Below are 17,716 nucleotides of genomic sequence, written 5' to 3'. Positions count from 1 at the left end.
CGGTTGCGCGGCCTAGCATGCGACGCGCGTGCCGCTGCGGGCGCATCGCTCGCCCATGTCTACCGAGGTCCTTGTTCCCCCCACCGCGCCGCCAGAGGCCGTCGACGCCACCGGGCCCGTGCGGCCAGCGGGCGCCGCGCGGCAGCGCCTGCGAGGCTTGTCGTTCCACCAATGCCTGCTGGCGGCCTTCCTGCTGATCACGGCGGTGCTGGGCGGCGCTGCGGCGCAGGCGATGCTGGCGCTGGAGCACGTGGCGCTGCAGGGCCGCCAGGCCTCGCAGGACGCCGCCGGCCTGACCGCCGATGTGCAACGGCTTGCCGAGCGCACGGTGGCCATGGAGCGCAGCGCGCGGCAATTCCTGGTGCTGGACGACGCCGAACTGCGCGACCGCTATGCCGCCGCCTGGGCCGACGCGAAGGACACGCAGCGCGCCCTGGCACCTTTGATGGCCGACGTGGCGGTGCGCGAGCTGTTCGCCGAATGGGCGCAGCAGGCCCAGTCGGCGTGGGAGGCGCTGCAAGACCCCGGCCCGCAGCGGGCCCGCCCGGCGCTGCTCAAGCGGCTGAGCCCGGCGTTCGCGCGGCTGCACCGGCTCAACGAGCTGATCGCCGAGCGCAGCCAGCAGGCCATGGACCGGCGCTCCGACGCGGTGCTCGCCGAGCTGGAGCAGCAGCGGCGGCTGATCTCCGTGCAGGTGCTGGGGGCGATCGGGCTGGCCCTGCTGCTGGCCGTGGGATTCGGCCACTGGCTGCTGCGGCCGCTGGCTCAGCTGGAGGCGGCGATCGGCCGCATGGGGGACAACCGGCTGGACGGCGCCATTGCCGTTGGCGGCCCGGCCGACCTGCGGCGCCTGGGCCGGCAGCTGGAATGGTTGCGCCAGCGGCTGGCGACGCTGGAGGCCGACAAGACCCGCTTCGTGCGCCACATCTCGCATGAGCTGAAAACGCCCATGGCGTCCATCCGCGAAGGCGCCGCGCTGTTGCGCGACGGTGTGGCCGGCCCGCTGACGCCCGACCAGACCGAGATCGTCCGCATCCTGGGCGACAACAGCGTGGCGCTGCAGCGCCAGATCGAAGACCTGCTGCGCTACCAGACGCTGGCGTCCGACGCCCATCAATTGCAGCGCAAGCCGACCGACCTGCCGGCCCTGCTGGCCCGCGTGGCGGACGAGCAGCGGCTGCTGTGGCAGGCGAGGGGGCTCACCGTGCAGGTGGACGCCCAGCCCTGCACGGCGGCGGTCGACGGCGAGAAGCTCGCCATCGTGCTGGCCAACCTGCTCGTCAATGCCGTGCGCTTCAGCCCGCCGGGCGGCACGGTGACGCTGTCGGTGCGGCAGGACGAACGCCAGACCTGCTTCGACTGCGTGGACGGCGGCCCCGGCGTGGCGTCAGAGGACGTGGCGCGCGTTTTCGACCCCTTCTTCCAGGGCCGCAACCAGGCGCCCGGTGCGCGCCGGGGCAGCGGCATCGGCCTGTCCATCGTGCGCGAGATCGTGCAGGCCCATGGCGGCCGCTGCCAGCTGCTGCCGCGCGAGCGCGGTGCCCATTTCCGAATCGAGATTCCCCATGCGACCTGAACGACGACAGCTCCCCCAGCTTGGTTTGTTTGTGCTGATCGGCCTGCTGTCGCTGGCCGCCTGCCAGGCGCCGGTGCCCGTACCACCCCCTGCGCCGCCGCCGGGGGTCTGTGCGAAGCCCGCGGCGCCGCCCGAGGCCGAGTCGCTCAAGGCCGTGCTGGCCTATGCCGACGAGCTGCGCAAGACGCTCGCCCTGGCGCAGGGGCGCACCGGTGCCGAGCAGGCCCAGGCCGCCGCGCAGCTGGACGCGCTGGCGGCCGCGCCGGACGCGCTCGCCGAGCCGCTGAAGGCCGTGGCCACGCTGAGCGCCGCACGGCTGGCCGAGCTGCGCCGGTTGCAGGACAGCGTCGACAAGCTGACGCAGCAACTGCGTGACAGCCAGCGCCGCAACGAGCAGCTCAATGAAAAGCTCGAGGCGCTGAAGGCCATCGAGCAGACCCTGCCCGTGAAGCGATGAACCCCTCGTCCAAGGAGTACCTTGGCCGGTCCCCCGAGGGGACGGCGATGCTTGCCGGATCGACCGGCAAGCACATCGGCCGAGCGGGTCGGCTTGGGAGCGGCCCGGCGCTCGCCCCGCAAATCACAGGAGTCCTCGCATGACGCCTTCTGCCTCCATCCTGGTCGTCGACGACGACGCCGACCTGTTGCGTCTGATGACCATGCGACTGACCGCTGCCGGCCACACGGTGCAGGCCGTCGCCAGCGCCGAGGCCGCGCTGGCCCACCTCGCGGTGAAGCTGCCTTCGCTGCTCATCACCGATGTGCGCCTGCCCGGGCTGGACGGCATGGCGTTGTTCGACGAGGTGCGCGCGCGGCATGCGTCGCTGCCGGTCATCCTGCTGACCGCGCACGGCAGCATCCCAGACGCGGTGGACGCCACGGCGCGTGGCGCCCATGCCTACCTGACCAAGCCCTTCGACGGCCAGGAGCTCATGGCCAAGATCCACCGAGCGCTGATGGTGAACGCGCCAGGCCCGGCGCGCTTCGACGGCGACGGCGCCTGGCGCCGCGAGATCGTCAGCCGCAGCCCGCGCATGGCCGAGGTGCTGGCCGAGGCCCGCCTCGTGGCGGGCACCGACGCCAGCGTGCTCATCAGCGGCGACAGCGGCACGGGCAAGGAACTGCTGGCCCGCGCGCTGCATAACGCCAGCCCGCGCGCGGCGCGACCGTTTGTGGCGGTGAACTGCGCAGCCATCCCCGAGGCGCTGCTGGAGTCCGAACTGTTCGGTCATGTGAAGGGGGCGTTCACCGGTGCGCAGGGGCATCGGCAGGGGCTGATCCCGGCGGCGCATGGCGGCACGGTGTTTCTCGACGAGATCGGCGACATGCCGCCGTCGCTGCAGGTCAAGCTCCTGCGGGTGCTGCAGGAGCGCGTGGTGCGGCCGGTGGGCAGCAACGAGCCGGTGGCCGTGGACGTGCGCGTGCTGTCCGCCACCCACCGCGACCTGGAGCTCGCGATGGCGGAAGGGCAGTTCCGCCCAGACCTGTTCTACCGCCTGAACGTCGTGAAGCTGAGGCTGCCGCCGCTGTCGGAGCGCCGCGAGGATGTGGCGCTGCTGGCGCAGCATTTCCTGCAGCTGCTGGCCGAGCGGCATCGCAAGCCGGTGAAGGGCTTCGCGCCCGAGGCGCTGGAGGCGCTGGTGACGGCGCCGTGGCCCGGCAATGTGCGCCAGCTCTACAACGTCGTCGAGCAGGTGTGCGTGCTGGCGACCGGCACGCTGGTGCCGTTGGCCCAGGTGCAGCGCGCGCTGCAGATGCCTGCGGCCGACGTGCTCAGCTACCAGCATGCCAAGCAGCGCTTCGAGCGCGACTACCTGAACCAGTTGCTCACGCTGACCTCGGGGCATGTCGCGGAGGCGGCCCGGCTGGCCGACCGCAACCGCACCGAGTTCTACCGCCTCATGCAAAAGCACGGGCTGGACCCGCAGCGCTACCGCACCGATCCCCTGGCGACCGCGTCGGATTTCAGCGACACGAAGCGGTCCGACGAATCAAGCACTTAGCGGCGCTGTCGCCAGAGCTGTCGCCGCCTGGCGACAGAACCGCTGCTGCGGCGGGTGCCGGCATCACCGGATCGGCCGCCGACGACGGGCAAGTGGCTGATTTCAAAAGGAAATCAAGACCTGGCACAGCCTTTGCGCTGAGGAGGTCGTGGTGCCCCCGGGCATCGCGTTTCTTTGACTCAGCATCCTCAGGAGATCTGCATGCAACAAGCATCCACCTTGGTCCGTCTGCTGTCCGCCGCCCTGACGGCCACGGCCGTTAGCGCTTCCTTCGCCGCCGACATGGCGCCGGCCACCGCTCCTGCGCCGGCAGACCAGGTCGCTCAGGCGCAGCCCGGCGATGCGGCCATCGCCAGCCAGGCCGCTGCGGCGCTGCAGCAGGACAAGGACCTGCAGGCCCTGCCGCTGACCGTCAGCAGCGCAGCTGCCGGCGTCGTGGTCGTGAAGGGCATGGCGCCCAGCGCCGAGCTGGCTCAAAAGGCCATCAAGCTCGTGCAAGCCGTGCCCGGCGTGAAGGAAGTGCGCAACGAGATCAAGGTCGGCTGATCCCCACCGTCCCTGATCTCCCCGGCCCCGCGTGCCCCCGCGGGGCCTTTTTTTTGTCTTCGGGCCGAGCGCCGGGTCGCCCCAAGCCGGCCCGCTCAGGCGATGTGCTTGCGGCTCGATGCCGCAAGCATCGCCGTCCCCTCGGGGGACCGACCAGAGGCGCCCGCGTTCAGCGCGGCGCGACTGGGCGAGGGGCTTCCGGTCAGCACCGGCTGTTGTTCACCAGCGCCTGCAGGCCGGCCTGGTCGAGGATGCGCAACTGGCGCTGCTTGACTTCCATGAGGCCGTCTTCCTGGAATTTGGAGAAGGTGCGGCTGACCGTCTCCAGCTTGAGGCCCAGGTAGCTGCCGATTTCCTCGCGCGTCATGCGCAGCACGAGGCTGGACGCGGAGAAGCCGCGGGCCTGCAGACGTTGCGTCAGGTTCAGCAGGAAGGCAGCGAGCCGTTCCTCGGCGCGCATATTGCCCAGCAGCAGCATCACGCCATGGTCGCGCACGATCTCGCGGCTCATGATCTTGTGGAAGGAGTGCTGCAGCACGGTGAACTCGCGCGACAACTCCTCCAGCTGGGCGTATTGGATGACGCAGACCGACGAGTCTTCCAGCGCGACGGCGTCGCAGTGGTGGTGGTCGCTGCTGATGCCGTCCAGGCCGAGCAGTTCGCCCGCCATCTGGAAACCGGTGACCTGGTCGCGGCCGTCTTCGCTGTTGACGCAGGTCTTGAAGAAGCCGGTGCGCACGGCGTAGAGCGACTCGAAGCGCTCGCCGTTGCGGAACAGGTGGTCACCGCGCGACACGGAGCGCCGCTTGGTGACGAGGTCGTCGAGCTTGCTGAGCTCGCTGGCGTTCAGGCCCACGGGCAGGCAGAGTTCACGCAGGTTGCAGCTGGCACAGGCGACCTTGAGCGGCTCGATGGCGTCGGAAGTGGGCGTCGGCATGTCTGGGGAGCGCGACATGCGGGAGACGGTCGGCAAGGTCGTCGGCATGGCGTTTTTTGGGTTGGATCAACTGGTTTGCATTCTTGGCCGGGCGGCGCGCAGCGGGCTTGATGCCGATCAAGGCCGGTCCGCGTGGGGCTGGGCAAAGTGCCGGTCATGACTGCTGTAACCGAACGCCCCCACGAGCTCGAGCTTGCCGACCTGCTGCGTCGCCACGACGTGGCCGGGCCGCGCTACACCTCGTACCCGACCGCCGACCGCTTCGTCGAAGCGCACCAGGGCACCCAGCACTTGCAGGCGCTGCACCAGCGCGGCACGGCCCAGCCGTTGTCGGTGTACGTGCACATCCCGTTCTGCGAGCAGCTCTGTTACTACTGCGCCTGCAACAAGATCATCACCAAGCATCACGAGCGCGCCGCGCCGTATCTGGCGGCGCTGGAGGTGGAGATGGATCTCGTCGCCGAAGCGCTGGGCGCTGAATCCGGCGGTATGGCGCCGGTGTCGCAGCTGCACCTGGGAGGCGGCTCGCCGACCTTCCTGTCCGACGACGAGCTGAGCGGCTTGATGGACGGTCTGCGCCGCCGCTTCAAGTTGCTGCCCGGCGCCGAGGTGTCCATCGAGGTGGACCCGCGCACCGTCGACCGGCAACGGCTGGCCCACCTGCGCGTGCTGGGATTCAACCGCCTGTCCTTCGGCGTGCAGGATTTCGACGCCGCCGTGCAGAAGGCAGTGCACCGCGTGCAGCCGATCGAGCAGGTGGCCGCGCTGATGAAGGACGCGCGTGAACTGGGCTTCTCGTCCACCAACGTCGACCTGATCTATGGCCTGCCGCTGCAGACGCCCGAGAGCTTCGCCCGCACGATCGCGCAGGTGGCCGAGTTGCGGCCCGACCGCATTGCGATGTATGCCTACGCGCACCTGCCGCAGCGCTTCAAGCCGCAGCGGCGCATCGTGGCCGAGCTGCTGCCGCCGGCCGGCGACAAGCTCACCATGCTGTCGGGCGCGATCAGCTCGCTGCTGGGCGAGGGCTATGCCTATATCGGCATGGACCACTTCGCGCTGCCCGACGACCCGCTGGCCGTGGCCAAGCGCCAGGGCCTGCTGCACCGTGGCTTCCAGGGCTATTCCACGCAGCCGGACTGCGATCTGGTCGGGCTGGGCGTGTCGGCGATCAGCCGCGTGGGCGCCACCTACGCGCAGAACGCCAAGACGATGGATGAATACGAGGACGCGCTGCGCCAGCGCCAGCTGCCCGTGCAGCGCGGCCTGGCGCTGACGCGCGACGACCTCGTGCGCCGTGCCGTCATCATGGCGCTGATGTGCCAGGGGCGGGTGGAGTACGAGTCCATCGCGGCGTCCTACCTCGTCGATGTGCCGAGCTATTTCGGGCCGGAGCTGGCGCGGCTGAAGCTGCTGGTCGACCAGGGGCTGGTCGAGCTGGAGCCGGATGCGATCCAGGTCACGCCGCTGGGCTGGTATTTCGTTCGTGCCGTCGCGCTGGTGTTCGATCGCTACCTGCAGGCTGATGCCAGCCGCGAGCGTTTCTCCAAGATCATCTGACGCCGATCGTGACCGGGGCCGCCGATGGCATTTGATGTCGCGCTGATCGCATCGGCCACGCTGATGGGGCTGGCCGGCACGCCGCATTGCGCGGCCATGTGCAGTGCGCCCTGCGCGCTGGCGGCAGGGCCGCGTCCCGCCAAGCTGCTGGCCGGCCGCGTGCTGGGCTATGGCGCGGGCGGCGCCGTGGCGGCCGCGTCCGCCGAAGCGCTGGCGCGGGCGTCGCAGAGCGTCGCGCTGCTGCAGCCGGCCTGGGCGCTGCTGCAGGCGGCCCTGCTGCTGCTCGGGCTGACGCTGCTGGCCCGCGGCCGCGTGCCGGCCTGGCTGGGCGCCGTGAACTGGCGGCCCAAGCCGCGCCATGCGTTCGCCACCGGCCTGGCCTGGGTCGTCATGCCTTGCGGGCTGCTGCATGCGGCGCTGCTGCTGGCGGGGCTGTCGGGCTCGGTGCCCGGCGGTGCGGCGGCGATGGCGGGCTTCGCGCTGGCGAGCACGCCGGGCCTGGTCATCGCGCCGCTGTGGCGTGCGCGCCTGCTGCGGCGCGGTGAACGTGGCGAGGTGCTGGCGCTGCGACTGGCCGGTCTGGCGCTTGCCATCGGCGCGGCGTGGGGCCTGGGTCACGGCGTGTGGGAACGCATCCTGCTGGCCTGCTGACGCCTAAACTCGCCGGGTTCGTTCTCCCCTTCGTCAGCTGCGGAGCCGCTCCCTCATGCCCCAACACATCACGGCGCCGGAAGGCGGCCGCAAGATCACCGTCAACGCCGACTTCTCGTTGAATGTGCCGGACCACCCCATCATCCCGTTCATCGAAGGGGATGGCATCGGCGTGGACGTCACGCCGGTCATGCTGCGGGTCGTGGATGCGGCCGTGGCGCGCTGCTATGGCAATGCCCGCAAGATCCACTGGATGGAGATCTATGCCGGCGAGAAGAGCACGCGCGTCTACGGCCCCGGCGTGTGGATGCCGCCCGAGACGCTGCAGGCCGTGAAGGACCATGTGGTCTCGATCAAGGGGCCGCTGACAACGCCGGTCGGCGGCGGCATCCGCTCGCTGAACGTGACGCTGCGCCAGGAACTGGATCTCTACGTCTGCCTGCGCCCCGTGCAGTACTTCCAGGGTGTGCCCAGCCCGGTGAAGGAGCCGCACAAGGTCGACATGGTCATCTTCCGCGAGAACTCGGAAGACATCTACGCCGGCATCGAGTACGAGGCGGGCAGCGACAACGCCAAGAAGCTGATCCAGTTCCTGCGCGACGAACTGGGCGCCGGCAAGATCCGCTTCCCGGAGAGCTCGGGCCTGGGCATCAAGCCCGTCAGCCGCGAGGGCACGGAGCGCCTGGTGCGCAAGGCCATCCAGTACGCCATCGACCACAACAAGCCCAGCGTGACCATCGTTCACAAGGGCAACATCATGAAGTTCACCGAGGGCGCCTTCCGCGACTGGGCCTATGCGCTGGCGCAGAAGGAGTTCGGGGCCGAGCCCATCGACGGTGGCCCGTGGTGCCGCCTGCGCCACCCGCGTACAGGCAAGGAGATCCTGGTCAAGGACGTCATCGCCGACGCCTTCCTGCAGCAGATCATCCTGCGGCCGGCCGAGTACAGCGTCATCGCGACGCTCAACCTCAACGGTGACTACATCTCGGACGCGCTGGCGGCGCAGGTGGGCGGCATCGGCATCGCGCCCGGCGCGAACATGAGCGACTCGGTGGCGATGTTCGAGGCCACGCATGGCACGGCGCCCAAGTACGCCGGCAAGGACTATGTGAACCCCGGCTCGGCCATCCTGTCGGCGGAGATGATGCTGCGCCACATGGGCTGGACGGAGGCGGCCGACCTCATCCTGCGCGCGATGGAGCTGGCCATCCTCAGCAAGAAGGTCACCTACGACTTCGCACGGCTGATGGACGGTGCCACGCAGGTGTCGTGCTCGGGCTTCGGGCAGGTCATGATCGACCAGATGGAAATTGCCTGACGGCCGTTGGCCGGGCCGCACCAGCCGGGGTTTCAGGATCAGCCAGTTTCAAAAAAAGAAAACCCCGGCGTAGGGCCGGGGTTGTGGGGCGCCCCGTGGTGCTTCACGAGACGCGGTCAGGGATTGCAGGAGGCAAACGCCTGGTCGGGAGTTTAAGTAACTGCGCTGAAACTTTCCTTGCTGGTCATTGACGTGAATCAGCGGTGATCGTGAAAAAGGGGCGCGTTCGGCGCCCCTTGTCACATCGGCTGAGACGTCAGGCGATCAGTTGCAGCGCGGCGTTGAACGTCGCGCTCGGGCGCATGACCTTGTCCAGCTTGGCGGCGTCCGGCAGGAAGTAGCCGCCGATGTCGGTCGGCTGGCCTTGCACGGCCTTCAGTTCGTCGGCGATCTTGGCTTCGTTGGCCGTCAGCTTCTCGGCCAGAGGCTTGAACTTGGCGGCCAGCTCGGCGTCTTCCGTCTGGGCAGCCAGTTCCTGGGCCCAGTACAGCGTCAGGTAGAAGTGGCTGCCGCGGTTGTCGATCTCGCCGGTCTTGGGGCTGGGGCCCTTGCCGTTGTCCAGCAGCTTGCCGGTGGCGGCGTCCAGCGCCTTGGCCAGCACCTTGGCCTTGGCGTTCTTGTTCTTGATGCCCAGCTCTTCCAGGCTGACGGCCAGCGCCAGGAACTCGCCCAGCGAGTCCCAGCGCAGGTGGTTCTCTTCCACCAGCTGCTGCACGTGCTTCGGAGCCGAGCCGCCGGCGCCGGTTTCGTACATGCCGCCGCCGGCCATCAGCGGGACGATGGACAGCATCTTGGCCGAAGTGCCCAGCTCCATGATGGGGAACAGGTCGGTCAGGTAGTCGCGCAGGATGTTGCCCGTGGCGCTGATCGTGTCCAGGCCGCGGATGACGCGCTCCAGCGTGTAACGCATGGCGCGAACCTGGCTCATGATCTGGATGTCCAGGCCGGTCGTATCGTGCTCGTGCAGGTACATCTTGACCTTGCGGATCAGCTGCGCCTCGTGCGGGCGGTAGCTGTCCAGCCAGAAGACCACCGGCATGCCGGAGTTGCGCGCGCGGTTGACGGCCAGCTTGACCCAGTCACGGATGGCGGCGTCCTTGCACTGGCACATGCGCCAGATGTCGCCTTGCTCGACGTTCTGGCTCAGCAGCACCTCGCCCGTCTCCAGGTCGGTGATGTTGGCGATGCCGTCTTCGGTGATCTCGAAGGTCTTGTCGTGCGAGCCGTACTCTTCGGCCTGCTGGGCCATCAGGCCCACGTTGGGCACGGTGCCCATGGTCTTGGGGTCGAAGGCGCCGTGCCACTTGCAGAAGTTGATGATCTCCTGATAGATGCGGGCGAAGGTCGATTCCGGCATCACGGCCTTCACGTCCTTCAGGCGGCCATCGGCGCCATACATCTTGCCGCCGGCACGGATCATGGCCGGCATGGAGGCGTCCACGATGATGTCGTTGGGCGAATGGAAGTTCGTGATGCCCTTGGCCGAGTCCACCATCGCCAGTTCGGGGCGATGCTCGTGGCAGGCGTGCAGGTCACGCTTGATCTCTTCTTGCTTGCTGGCTGGCAGGCTGGCGATCTTGGTGTAGAGATCGACCATGCCGTTGTTGACGTTGACGCCCAGCTCCTCGAACAGCTTGCCGTGCTTCTCGAAGGCGTCCTTGTAGAAGATCTTCACGCAGTGGCCGAACACGATGGGGTGGGACACCTTCATCATCGTGGCCTTGACGTGCAGCGAGAACATGACGCCGGTCTTGCGCGCATCCTCGATCTCGCGCTCGTAGAAGGCCAGCAGCGCCTTCTTGCTCATGAACATGGAGTCGATGACCTCGCGGTCCAGCAGGTCGACCTTGGGCTTGAGCACGATGGTCTTGCCGCTCTTGGTGATCAGCTCCATCTTCACGCTGCGGGCGCGGTCCAGCGTCAGGGACTTTTCGCCGTGATAGAAGTCACCGTCGTGCATGTGCGAGACGTGCGAGCGCGAGGCCTGGCTCCACTCGTCCATGCGGTGCGGGTTCTTGCGTGCGTATTCCTTGACGGCCTTGGGCGCGCGACGGTCGGAGTTGCCCTCGCGCAGCACCGGGTTCACGGCGGAACCGATGCACTTGTTGTAGCGCGCGCGGATGTCCTTTTGCTCGTCGGTCTCGGGCTTCTCGGGGAAGTCGGGGATCTTGTAGCCCTTGTCCTGCAGCTCCTTGATCGCGGCCTTCAATTGAGCCACGGAGGCGCTGATGTTGGGCAGCTTGATGATGTTGGCCTCGGGCTTGAGCGTCAGCTTGCCCAGCGCGGCCAGGTTGTCGGTCACGCGCTGCTCTTCCGTCAGCAGCTCCGGGAACTGGCCCAGGATGCGGCCTGCCACCGAGATGTCGCTGGTGACGACGTCGATGCCCGCATGGCGGCCGAAGGCCTGGACGACCGGCAGCAGCGAGGCGGTGGCCAGGCGGGGGGCTTCGTCGGTCAGCGTGTAAACGATCTGGGGCGTCTTTTCGGCGGTCATGGGAGAGGGTCCGGTAATTGAGGAATCCGTGGAGCGCTGGGCGCCGCTTGGGCGCGCGCCAGGTGCGAACTCTAGCAAGCTGTCCGCATGCCGGCGGCCATTGCGATGCTTGCCCGGGCTCAAAGCAAAAGCCCTGCAGCGTCAGGCTGCAGGGCTTTTGCCGTTTTGCCGCTTCCGTGCGGATTCAGGCCTGCAGCGACGACTGCTGCTGCTCGGCCGCGCGCGCGGCGGCTTCCATCGGCGTGATGTTCTGGGCGAGCTGGCCCTTGGGGCCCTGCACCAGGTCGAACTGCACCTGGCTGCCCTGCTTCAGCGTGCGAAAGCCCTCCATCTGGATCGCCGAGAAATGGGCGAAGACATCATCGCCACCGGCTTCCGGCTCGATGAAACCAAAGCCCTTGGCGTCGTTGAACCATTTGACCTTGCCCTGCGCCATCATGTTGTCTCCGTTCTTTGGGGCGCCTCCTGGAGAGGCGGAGCGGATTTTGGTGACGTGAATAGGGGCGTCAATTCGGGACCTTCCCGGCCGGGTTCTCCCGCAGCTGCTTGCAATTTCATCAACCGGCGCCAAGTGCCTGCCATCGGCGAGGGGATACCCCCGTCGATAGAATCGATTCATGCCTGTGCTCCCCGTCTTTTCACCAAGAAACCAGTCAGCGCCGCCCCCGCCCATGCCGCCCTTGAAACCCGGCAAGGACGAAGGCGATGGCGCCGTGGTCGTCGAGCGTCAGCCGCAGAAGACCGAGCCCCCGCGGCTCTATCAGGTGCTGCTGCTGAACGACGATTTCACGCCGATGGAGTTTGTTGTCATGGTTCTGCAGGAATTTTTCCGGCATGACCTGGATACGGCGACGCAGATCATGCTCAAAATCCACCATGAGGGTCGTGGGGTCTGCGGTGTGTTCACCAAGGACGTCGCTGCCACCAAGGTGGAGCTGGTACTGGCCGCCTCCCGGCGTGCCGGCCATCCCCTGCAGTGCATTATGGAGGCCGCATGATTGCGCAAGAGCTTGAAGTCAGTCTGCACATGGCGTTTGTCGAAGCGCGTCAGCAGCGGCACGAATTCATCACCGTCGAGCACCTGCTGCTCGCGTTGCTCGACAACCCCAGCGCCGCCGAGGTGCTGCGCGCCTGCGCGGCCAACCTCGACGACCTGCGCAAGAGCCTGACGCAGTTCATCAAGGAAAACACGCCTATGGTGGGCGGCACCGACGAGGTGGACACGCAGCCGACGCTGGGTTTCCAGCGCGTCATCCAGCGCGCCATCATGCATGTGCAGAGCACCGGCAGCGGCAAGAAGGAAGTGACCGGTGCCAACGTGCTCGTTGCCATCTTCGGCGAGAAGGATTCGCATGCCGTGTACTACCTGCACCAGCAGGGCGTGACGCGGCTCGACGTCGTCAACTTCATCGCCCACGGCATCAAGAAGACCGATCCCGAGCCGCCCAAGGCGCCCGAAGGCCAGGCCCAGGGGCAGGAGAGCGAACGCGAGGAAGGCGAGGGCGGCAGCCCGAAGGCCTCGCCGCTGGAGCAGTTCACGCAGAACCTCAACCAGCAGGCCAAGGACGGCAAGATCGACCCGCTGATCGGCCGCGAGAGCGAGGTCGAGCGCGTCGTGCAGGTGCTGTGCCGTCGCCGCAAGAACAACCCGCTGTTGGTTGGCGAAGCCGGCGTTGGCAAGACCGCCATCGCCGAGGGGCTGGCCTGGCGCATCACCGAGGGTGAGGTGCCGGACGTGCTGGCCGACTCCGTCGTCTACTCGCTGGACATGGGCGCGCTGTTGGCGGGCACCAAGTACCGCGGCGACTTCGAGCAGCGCCTGAAGGCGGTGCTGAAGGCGCTGAAGGAGCAGCCGCACGCCATCCTGTTCATCGACGAGATCCACACGCTGATTGGCGCCGGTGCAGCCTCGGGCGGCACGCTGGACGCGAGCAACCTGCTGAAGCCGGCGCTGTCCAGCGGCGCGATGAAGTGCATCGGCGCGACCACCTTCACCGAGTACCGCGGCATCTTCGAGAAGGATGCTGCGCTGAGCCGCCGCTTCCAGAAGGTCGACGTGGCTGAGCCGTCGGTGGAGCAGACCGTCGAGATCCTGAAGGGCCTGAAGAGCCGCTTCGAGGAGCACCACTCGGTCAAGTACGCCCTGGGCGCGCTGCAGGCGGCCGCCGAGCTGTCGGCCAAGTACATCAACGACCGCCACCTGCCGGACAAGGCCATCGACGTCATCGACGAGGCCGGTGCCGCGCAGCGCATCCTGCCCAAGAGCAAGCAGAAGAAGACCATCACGCGCGCCGAGGTGGAAGACATCGTCGCCAAGATCGCGCGCATCCCGCCCGCGTCCGTCAACAGCGACGACCGCAGCAAGCTCAAGACGCTGGACCGCGACCTCAAGAGCGTCGTCTTCGGCCAGGACCCGGCCGTCGACGCGCTGGCCGCCGCCATCAAGATGGCGCGTTCGGGCCTGGGCCGGCCGGACAAGCCGGTGGGCAGCTTCCTGTTCAGCGGCCCCACGGGTGTCGGCAAGACGGAGGTGGCCAAGCAACTGGCCTACATCCTGGGCGTTGAGCTGATCCGCTTCGACATGTCCGAGTACATGGAGCGCCATGCCGTCAGCCGCCTGATCGGCGCGCCTCCGGGCTATGTGGGCTTTGACCAGGGCGGCCTGCTGACCGAGGCCGTCACGAAGAAGCCGCATGCGGTGCTGCTGCTGGATGAGATCGAGAAGGCGCACCCGGATGTCTTCAACGTGCTGTTGCAGGTCATGGACCACGGCACGCTGACCGACAACAACGGGCGCAAGGCCGACTTCCGCAACGTCATCATCATCATGACGACCAATGCGGGCGCCGAGATCATGAACAAGGCAACCATCGGCTTCACGACGCAGCGTCAGCAGGGCGACGAGATGGCTGACATCAAGCGCCTGTTCACGCCGGAGTTCCGCAACCGGCTGGACGCCATCGTGTCCTTCCGCCCGCTGGACGAGGAAATCATCCTGCGCGTGGTCGACAAGTTCCTGCTGCAGCTGGAAAGCCAGTTGCAGGAGAAGAAGGTCGAGGTCAGCTTCTCCGACGCGCTGCGCAAGCAACTGGCCAAGAAGGGCTTCGATCCGCTGATGGGTGCGCGGCCGATGCAGCGCCTGATCCAGGACACCATCCGTCGCGCGCTGGCCGACGAGCTGCTGTTCGGCAAGCTCGTCGATGGCGGTCGCCTCAGTGTGGATGTGGACGATAAGGGCGAGACGGTGCTGGACATTCATCCCAACCCGCCCAAGCCCAGCAAGGACGGCAAGCCCAAGGCGGAGCCGGCGACGGCCTGAAGTAGAGGCCCCTCGCCCAGCCTTGCGCCGCTGAACGCGGGCAAGTCTGGTCGGTCCCCCGAGGGGACGGCGATGCTTGCGGCATCGAGCCCCAAGCACATCGCCAGAGCGGGCCGGCTAAGGAGCGGCCCGGCGCTCGGCCCGCAGAAATGCACGACGGCCGCAGAGAATGCGGAAGGAGAAAGGGACGCCTCGGCGTCCCTTTTTTCGTTCGGTCAGCTGGCCGGGTTCTGTTTGAAGAATCCGGCCAGCAGCTCGTACATGGCCGGTTCCTCGGCACGCATGGCGGCCGGTGCGACGAAGAAGGCCTCCACCGCCACGGCGAAGAATTCCTCCACGGCCTCGCCGCCGTAGGGGTCGATCAGCGTGTCCTCGCCGGCATCGATGCGCGCGCAGAACTTCTCCCATTCGGCGTCGATGACGGAGATCCATCGCTCGCGCTCGGCGCTGTCCATCGGCGGCACGCCATCGGCCACGCCGTCGCGCATGTCGAGGACGTGGGCGAACTCGTGGATGACGACGTTGAAGACTGCATCGGCGCCGAATTCCGCTGGGTCGTCACTGACGGCGATGGCCCGCCAGGCCAGCATCAGCGGCCCGCCTTCCATCGCTTCGCCCGCCAGCTCTTCGTCGTATTCGTGGACGATGCCGTCCTCGTCTTCGACGCGGCGCTGCGCGACGACCTCGCCGGCATGCATGACGATGCCGACGAAGCTGTCGTACCAGTCGAGGCCCAGCCGCAGCACCGGCAGGCAGGCCTGCGCCGCGACGGCGACGGCCACTTCGTCGGTCACCTCGAAGCCGTCGACACCGTGGAACTCCTTGGTCGACAGGAACAGGCTGCACAGCCGGCGCAATTCGGCGAGGTCGTCGTCGCTGCGCTGGGCCAGGAAGGGGTAGCGCAGCAGCGTGAGCTGCCACAGCGCATCGGGGATGGCGTGGCGGCGGGCGGCGCGTTGCTCGCGCCAGTTCCTGAGCGCCTTCAGGATCACAGGGCGATGCGCTGCAGACCGGCGGCTGACAAGCGGATCACGTCCCCGCGCGTGGTCTCGGCGCCAAGGTCCCAGTCGGACAGCACGATGCGCCGCAGGCCATCCCCCAGGTCGTGCTCGGCCGGGCGGTGCGTGTGGCCGTGGATCAGCGTCGCGGCGTTGGCCTCGCGCAGCAGCGCGCGGCAGGCGTCGGCATCGAGGTCCATGCCCATCAGTTGGGCGGCCTGCGAAGCGCGGCTTTGTGCGCGGGCCTGCCTGCCGAAGGCCTGGCGGTCGGCCAGCGGCTTGGCGAGGAAGTCCGCCTGCCAGGCCGCGGAGCGGCTCGTCGCGCGCCAGGCTTGGTAGCCGGCGTCCGACAGGCATTGCGCATCGCCGTGGGCCAGCAGCCAGCGCTGGCCGAAGGCGCTCAGCACGGTGGGGTCGGGCAGGGCGGACATGTCGGCGTCGGCCAGCATGTCCGTGCCGACGAGGAAGTCGCGGTTGCCGGCCATGAAGAACAGGTCCAGCCGCCTCGCGGCGTCGCGCAACATCGTGACGACGCCGGCCTCGAAAGGCTCGTGGCGTGCGTCGTCGCCCACCCAGACTTCAAAGATGTCGCCGAGCAACAGCACCGCCTGCGCCGGCGTTTCGGCGAGGTGGCGTTCAAGCCGCGCGAGCGTGGCCGGCGTGTCCGGCGCCAGGTGCAGGTCGGACAGCAGGTCCACCTGCTGCCAGGTCGCGGGCGCCGTCAGCGTGTGGATCAAACCTCGACGGCCTTCTCGATGACCACGTCCTCGACGGGCACGTCGCCATGGCCGCCGCGGCCGGCTGTCTTGACCTTCTCGATCTTGTCGACCACTTCCTGCCCTTGGACAACCTTGCCGAACACGGCATAGCCCCAACCCGACGGGCTTTCGGACTTGAAGTCCAGGAAGCCGTTGTTGGTCGTGTTGATGAAGAACTGCGCCGTCGCCGAGTGCGGGGCGTTGGTGCGCGCCATCGCCAGCGTGTAGTGGGCGTTCTTTAGGCCGTTGTTGGCCTCGTTCTGGATGGGGGCCTCGGTGGCCTTCTGCTTCATGCCGGCCTCGAAGCCGCCGCCCTGGATCATGAAGCCCTTGATGACGCGGTGGAACACCGTGCCGTCGTAGTGGCCGCTGCGCACGTATTGCAGGAAGTTTGCGACCGACAGCGGCGCCTTGGCGGCGTCCAGCTCGATCAGGATGTCGCCGTGGTTGGTGGTCAGTTTGACTTGGCTCATTTTTTTGCGGGCTCGATGACGGCCTTGTTGATGAAGATGGGCTTGAGGGGCAGATCCTGGAAGAACATGTTCTTCGGCGCCGTTTCGGTGGCGCGGATCTTGTCGACGACGTCCATGCCGTCGACGACCTGGCCGAACACCGCGTAACCCGTGCCGATGCGACCGACGTCCGCGTCGAGGTTGGCGTTGTCGACCACGTTGATGAAGAACTGCGACGTGGCGGAGTTGGGGTCGTTGGTGCGTGCCATCGCCACGCTGCCGCGCAGGTTGGACAGGCCGTTGCTGGACTCCAGCGGAATCGGCGCCTTGGTCGGGCGCTGGTTCAGCTTGGCATCGTAGCCGCCCGTCTGGATCATGAAGTTGCCGATGACGCGGTGGAAGATGACACCGTTGTAATGGCCTGCTTTCACATATTGCAGAAAGTTGGCAACAGATTTGGGCGCCTTCTCGGCGTTCAGCTCGATGCGGATGTCGCCTTCGCTGGTCTGGAGCTTCACGGTCTGGGCCGAGGCGCACGTGGCGCTCAGCAGGGCGGCCAGGAACAGGGCGGTCTTGGTCATGTCAGCGTGTCTTGTTGAGGGTGCGGGTCAGGGCGAGCGCGCCGTTGATCTTGCCGGCGAGCGCATCGCCAGGCGCCAGCGAGAGTTTCTGCGCGCGCTGGTAGGCCCGCAGTGCCAGGCGAACCAGCACGTCGCCCAGATTCTCCTGGGCCTGCGCATGCTCGGGCTGCAGGCGCAGCGCCTGTTCCAGCGCGTCCTTGGCTTCGTCGAGTTCGCCTGCGGCAGCGCGCAGCACAGCGAGGTTGTTGAATGGGTCGGGCAGGTCGGGGAAGTCCTGCGTCAGCCGCGTGAAGATGGCCAGCGCCTGCGGGCGTTCGCCCATCTCCATGCGCATGACGCCCAGCGAGAAGCGCAGTTGCAGGTCGTCTGGCGAGCGGGTCAGGGCTTGCTCGACCTGGTCGATCGCCTGGGTCTTCTGACCGGCCAGCCACAGGCGTTGGGCGTTGGTCAGATCGTCGGCGCAGGCGGGCACGGCTGCCAGAGCGAGCAGCAGCGCAAGGGTGAGGGCGGGGAGGCGCATGAG

The 17,716-nt window shown here is 67.7% G+C and carries 17 protein-coding genes; 9 read left to right on the top strand and 8 right to left on the bottom strand.

Translation table 11 applies throughout. The features are described 5' to 3' along the window. Nucleotides 1-55 precede the first annotated feature (55 nt). The 4 genes from ACG00X_RS04855 (at nucleotide 56) to ACG00X_RS04840 (ending at nucleotide 4,125) form a co-directional block, all read left to right on the top strand. Nucleotides 56-1,576 carry a sensor histidine kinase gene (locus tag ACG00X_RS04855; protein ID WP_394486869.1) on the top strand — a complete coding sequence of 507 codons (1,521 nt, stop codon included), beginning with the start codon at nucleotides 56-58 and terminating at the stop codon, nucleotides 1,574-1,576. Nucleotides 1,577-1,601: 25 nt separating this feature from the next. Continuing rightward, the gene (locus ACG00X_RS04850) at nucleotides 1,602-2,033 is read left to right on the top strand and encodes a hypothetical protein (protein ID WP_394486868.1); all 432 of its coding nucleotides are present in this window, start codon (nucleotides 1,602-1,604) and stop codon (nucleotides 2,031-2,033) included. A 139-nt stretch (nucleotides 2,034-2,172) separates the two neighbouring features. After that, nucleotides 2,173-3,579, top strand: a complete 1,407-nt coding sequence (locus ACG00X_RS04845) for a sigma 54-interacting transcriptional regulator (RefSeq protein ID WP_394486867.1) — start codon at nucleotides 2,173-2,175, stop codon at nucleotides 3,577-3,579. Between the two features lie 201 nt (nucleotides 3,580-3,780). Further along, nucleotides 3,781-4,125 (top strand): BON domain-containing protein, encoded by a 345-nt coding sequence (locus ACG00X_RS04840; RefSeq protein WP_394486865.1) that lies wholly within the window; start codon nucleotides 3,781-3,783, stop codon nucleotides 4,123-4,125. A gap of 202 nt (nucleotides 4,126-4,327) precedes the next feature. Here the strand turns inward: ACG00X_RS04840 and fnr are convergent, their stop codons facing one another. Then, nucleotides 4,328-5,062, bottom strand: a complete 735-nt coding sequence (fnr, locus tag ACG00X_RS04835) for a fumarate/nitrate reduction transcriptional regulator Fnr (RefSeq protein WP_394487123.1) — start codon at nucleotides 5,060-5,062, stop codon at nucleotides 4,328-4,330. A gap of 156 nt (nucleotides 5,063-5,218) precedes the next feature. On the opposite strand from fnr, the gene hemN reads away from it, so the two are divergent. Genes hemN through icd form a run of 3 tightly spaced genes read left to right on the top strand, consistent with a single transcriptional unit; the run spans nucleotide 5,219 to nucleotide 8,591 of the window. Further along, nucleotides 5,219-6,622, top strand: a complete 1,404-nt coding sequence (hemN, locus tag ACG00X_RS04830; protein ID WP_394486864.1) for an oxygen-independent coproporphyrinogen III oxidase — start codon at nucleotides 5,219-5,221, stop codon at nucleotides 6,620-6,622. A 24-nt stretch (nucleotides 6,623-6,646) separates the two neighbouring features. After that, nucleotides 6,647-7,273 carry an urease accessory protein UreH domain-containing protein gene (locus ACG00X_RS04825; protein ID WP_394486863.1) on the top strand — a complete coding sequence of 209 codons (627 nt, stop codon included), beginning with the start codon at nucleotides 6,647-6,649 and terminating at the stop codon, nucleotides 7,271-7,273. Nucleotides 7,274-7,328: 55 nt separating this feature from the next. Then, nucleotides 7,329-8,591, top strand: a complete 1,263-nt coding sequence (gene icd / locus ACG00X_RS04820) for an NADP-dependent isocitrate dehydrogenase (RefSeq protein ID WP_394486862.1) — start codon at nucleotides 7,329-7,331, stop codon at nucleotides 8,589-8,591. A gap of 256 nt (nucleotides 8,592-8,847) precedes the next feature. Here the strand turns inward: icd and ACG00X_RS04815 are convergent, their stop codons facing one another. Then, nucleotides 8,848-11,085: an NADP-dependent isocitrate dehydrogenase gene (locus ACG00X_RS04815; protein WP_394486861.1), complete on the bottom strand. Its 2,238-nt coding sequence runs from the start codon at nucleotides 11,083-11,085 to the stop codon at nucleotides 8,848-8,850. Between the two features lie 184 nt (nucleotides 11,086-11,269). Beyond that, nucleotides 11,270-11,521 carry a cold-shock protein gene (locus ACG00X_RS04810; RefSeq protein ID WP_394486860.1) on the bottom strand — a complete coding sequence of 84 codons (252 nt, stop codon included), beginning with the start codon at nucleotides 11,519-11,521 and terminating at the stop codon, nucleotides 11,270-11,272. A gap of 181 nt (nucleotides 11,522-11,702) precedes the next feature. Between ACG00X_RS04810 and clpS the strand changes: the two genes are divergently transcribed. Together clpS and clpA are read left to right on the top strand one after the other, a co-directional pair. Further along, complete coding sequence (gene clpS, locus ACG00X_RS04805; protein WP_394486859.1) at nucleotides 11,703-12,083, top strand: ATP-dependent Clp protease adapter ClpS; 381 nt, start codon at nucleotides 11,703-11,705, stop codon at nucleotides 12,081-12,083. Then, the gene (gene clpA, locus ACG00X_RS04800; protein ID WP_394486858.1) at nucleotides 12,080-14,404 is read left to right on the top strand and encodes an ATP-dependent Clp protease ATP-binding subunit ClpA; all 2,325 of its coding nucleotides are present in this window, start codon (nucleotides 12,080-12,082) and stop codon (nucleotides 14,402-14,404) included. Before clpS ends, clpA begins: the two co-directional genes overlap by 4 nt. A gap of 215 nt (nucleotides 14,405-14,619) precedes the next feature. Here clpA and ACG00X_RS04795 read toward each other — a convergent pair whose 3' ends face one another. The 5 genes from ACG00X_RS04795 to ACG00X_RS04775 are packed head-to-tail and all read right to left on the bottom strand — an operon-like array spanning nucleotide 14,620 to nucleotide 17,713. Next, complete coding sequence (locus ACG00X_RS04795; RefSeq protein ID WP_394486857.1) at nucleotides 14,620-15,396, bottom strand: M90 family metallopeptidase; 777 nt, start codon at nucleotides 15,394-15,396, stop codon at nucleotides 14,620-14,622. Continuing rightward, entirely contained in the window at nucleotides 15,393-16,139 is a 747-nt protein-coding gene (locus ACG00X_RS04790) for a UDP-2,3-diacylglucosamine diphosphatase (protein WP_394486856.1), read from the bottom strand. The genes ACG00X_RS04795 and ACG00X_RS04790 overlap by 4 nt, the downstream gene beginning before the upstream one ends. Next, on the bottom strand, nucleotides 16,136-16,633 hold the full coding sequence (locus ACG00X_RS04785) for a peptidylprolyl isomerase (RefSeq protein WP_394486855.1): 498 nt from the start codon (nucleotides 16,631-16,633) through the stop codon (nucleotides 16,136-16,138). The genes ACG00X_RS04790 and ACG00X_RS04785 overlap by 4 nt, the downstream gene beginning before the upstream one ends. Further along, nucleotides 16,630-17,193 (bottom strand): peptidylprolyl isomerase, encoded by a 564-nt coding sequence (locus ACG00X_RS04780; RefSeq protein ID WP_394486854.1) that lies wholly within the window; start codon nucleotides 17,191-17,193, stop codon nucleotides 16,630-16,632. The genes ACG00X_RS04785 and ACG00X_RS04780 overlap by 4 nt, the downstream gene beginning before the upstream one ends. 1 nt (nucleotide 17,194) lies before the next feature. Beyond that, nucleotides 17,195-17,713 (bottom strand): tetratricopeptide repeat protein, encoded by a 519-nt coding sequence (locus tag ACG00X_RS04775; protein WP_394486852.1) that lies wholly within the window; start codon nucleotides 17,711-17,713, stop codon nucleotides 17,195-17,197. Between the last annotated feature and the right edge of the window lie 3 nt (nucleotides 17,714-17,716).

Origin of the sequence: Pelomonas nitida (assembly GCF_043555975.1) — a bacterium.
Taxonomy (GTDB): Bacteria; Pseudomonadota; Gammaproteobacteria; order Burkholderiales; family Burkholderiaceae_C; genus Pelomonas; species Pelomonas nitida.
The sequence above is the reverse complement of the archived record's forward strand: the minus strand, read 5'-3'. Positions and strand labels throughout refer to the sequence as shown.

Bases quoted from the DNA above. Each gene is read 5' to 3' on its own strand.
- ACG00X_RS04775 (WP_394486852.1), bottom strand. From the start codon at position 17,713: ATGCGCCTCCCCGCCCTCACCCTTGCGCTGCTGCTCGCTCTGGCAGCC.
- ACG00X_RS04785 (WP_394486855.1), bottom strand. From the start codon at position 16,633: ATGAGCCAAGTCAAACTGACCACCAACCACGGCGACATCCTGATCGAG.
- ACG00X_RS04840 (WP_394486865.1), top strand. From the start codon at position 3,781: ATGCAACAAGCATCCACCTTGGTCCGTCTGCTGTCCGCCGCCCTGACG.
- ACG00X_RS04815 (WP_394486861.1), bottom strand. From the start codon at position 11,085: ATGACCGCCGAAAAGACGCCCCAGATCGTTTACACGCTGACCGACGAA.
- ACG00X_RS04810 (WP_394486860.1), bottom strand. From the start codon at position 11,521: ATGGCGCAGGGCAAGGTCAAATGGTTCAACGACGCCAAGGGCTTTGGT.
- icd (WP_394486862.1), top strand. From the start codon at position 7,329: ATGCCCCAACACATCACGGCGCCGGAAGGCGGCCGCAAGATCACCGTC.
- ACG00X_RS04780 (WP_394486854.1), bottom strand. From the start codon at position 17,193: ATGACCAAGACCGCCCTGTTCCTGGCCGCCCTGCTGAGCGCCACGTGC.
- ACG00X_RS04845 (WP_394486867.1), top strand. From the start codon at position 2,173: ATGACGCCTTCTGCCTCCATCCTGGTCGTCGACGACGACGCCGACCTG.
- clpS (WP_394486859.1), top strand. From the start codon at position 11,703: ATGCCTGTGCTCCCCGTCTTTTCACCAAGAAACCAGTCAGCGCCGCCC.
- hemN (WP_394486864.1), top strand. From the start codon at position 5,219: ATGACTGCTGTAACCGAACGCCCCCACGAGCTCGAGCTTGCCGACCTG.
- fnr (WP_394487123.1), bottom strand. From the start codon at position 5,062: ATGCCGACGCCCACTTCCGACGCCATCGAGCCGCTCAAGGTCGCCTGT.
- clpA (WP_394486858.1), top strand. From the start codon at position 12,080: ATGATTGCGCAAGAGCTTGAAGTCAGTCTGCACATGGCGTTTGTCGAA.
- ACG00X_RS04825 (WP_394486863.1), top strand. From the start codon at position 6,647: ATGGCATTTGATGTCGCGCTGATCGCATCGGCCACGCTGATGGGGCTG.
- ACG00X_RS04855 (WP_394486869.1), top strand. From the start codon at position 56: ATGTCTACCGAGGTCCTTGTTCCCCCCACCGCGCCGCCAGAGGCCGTC.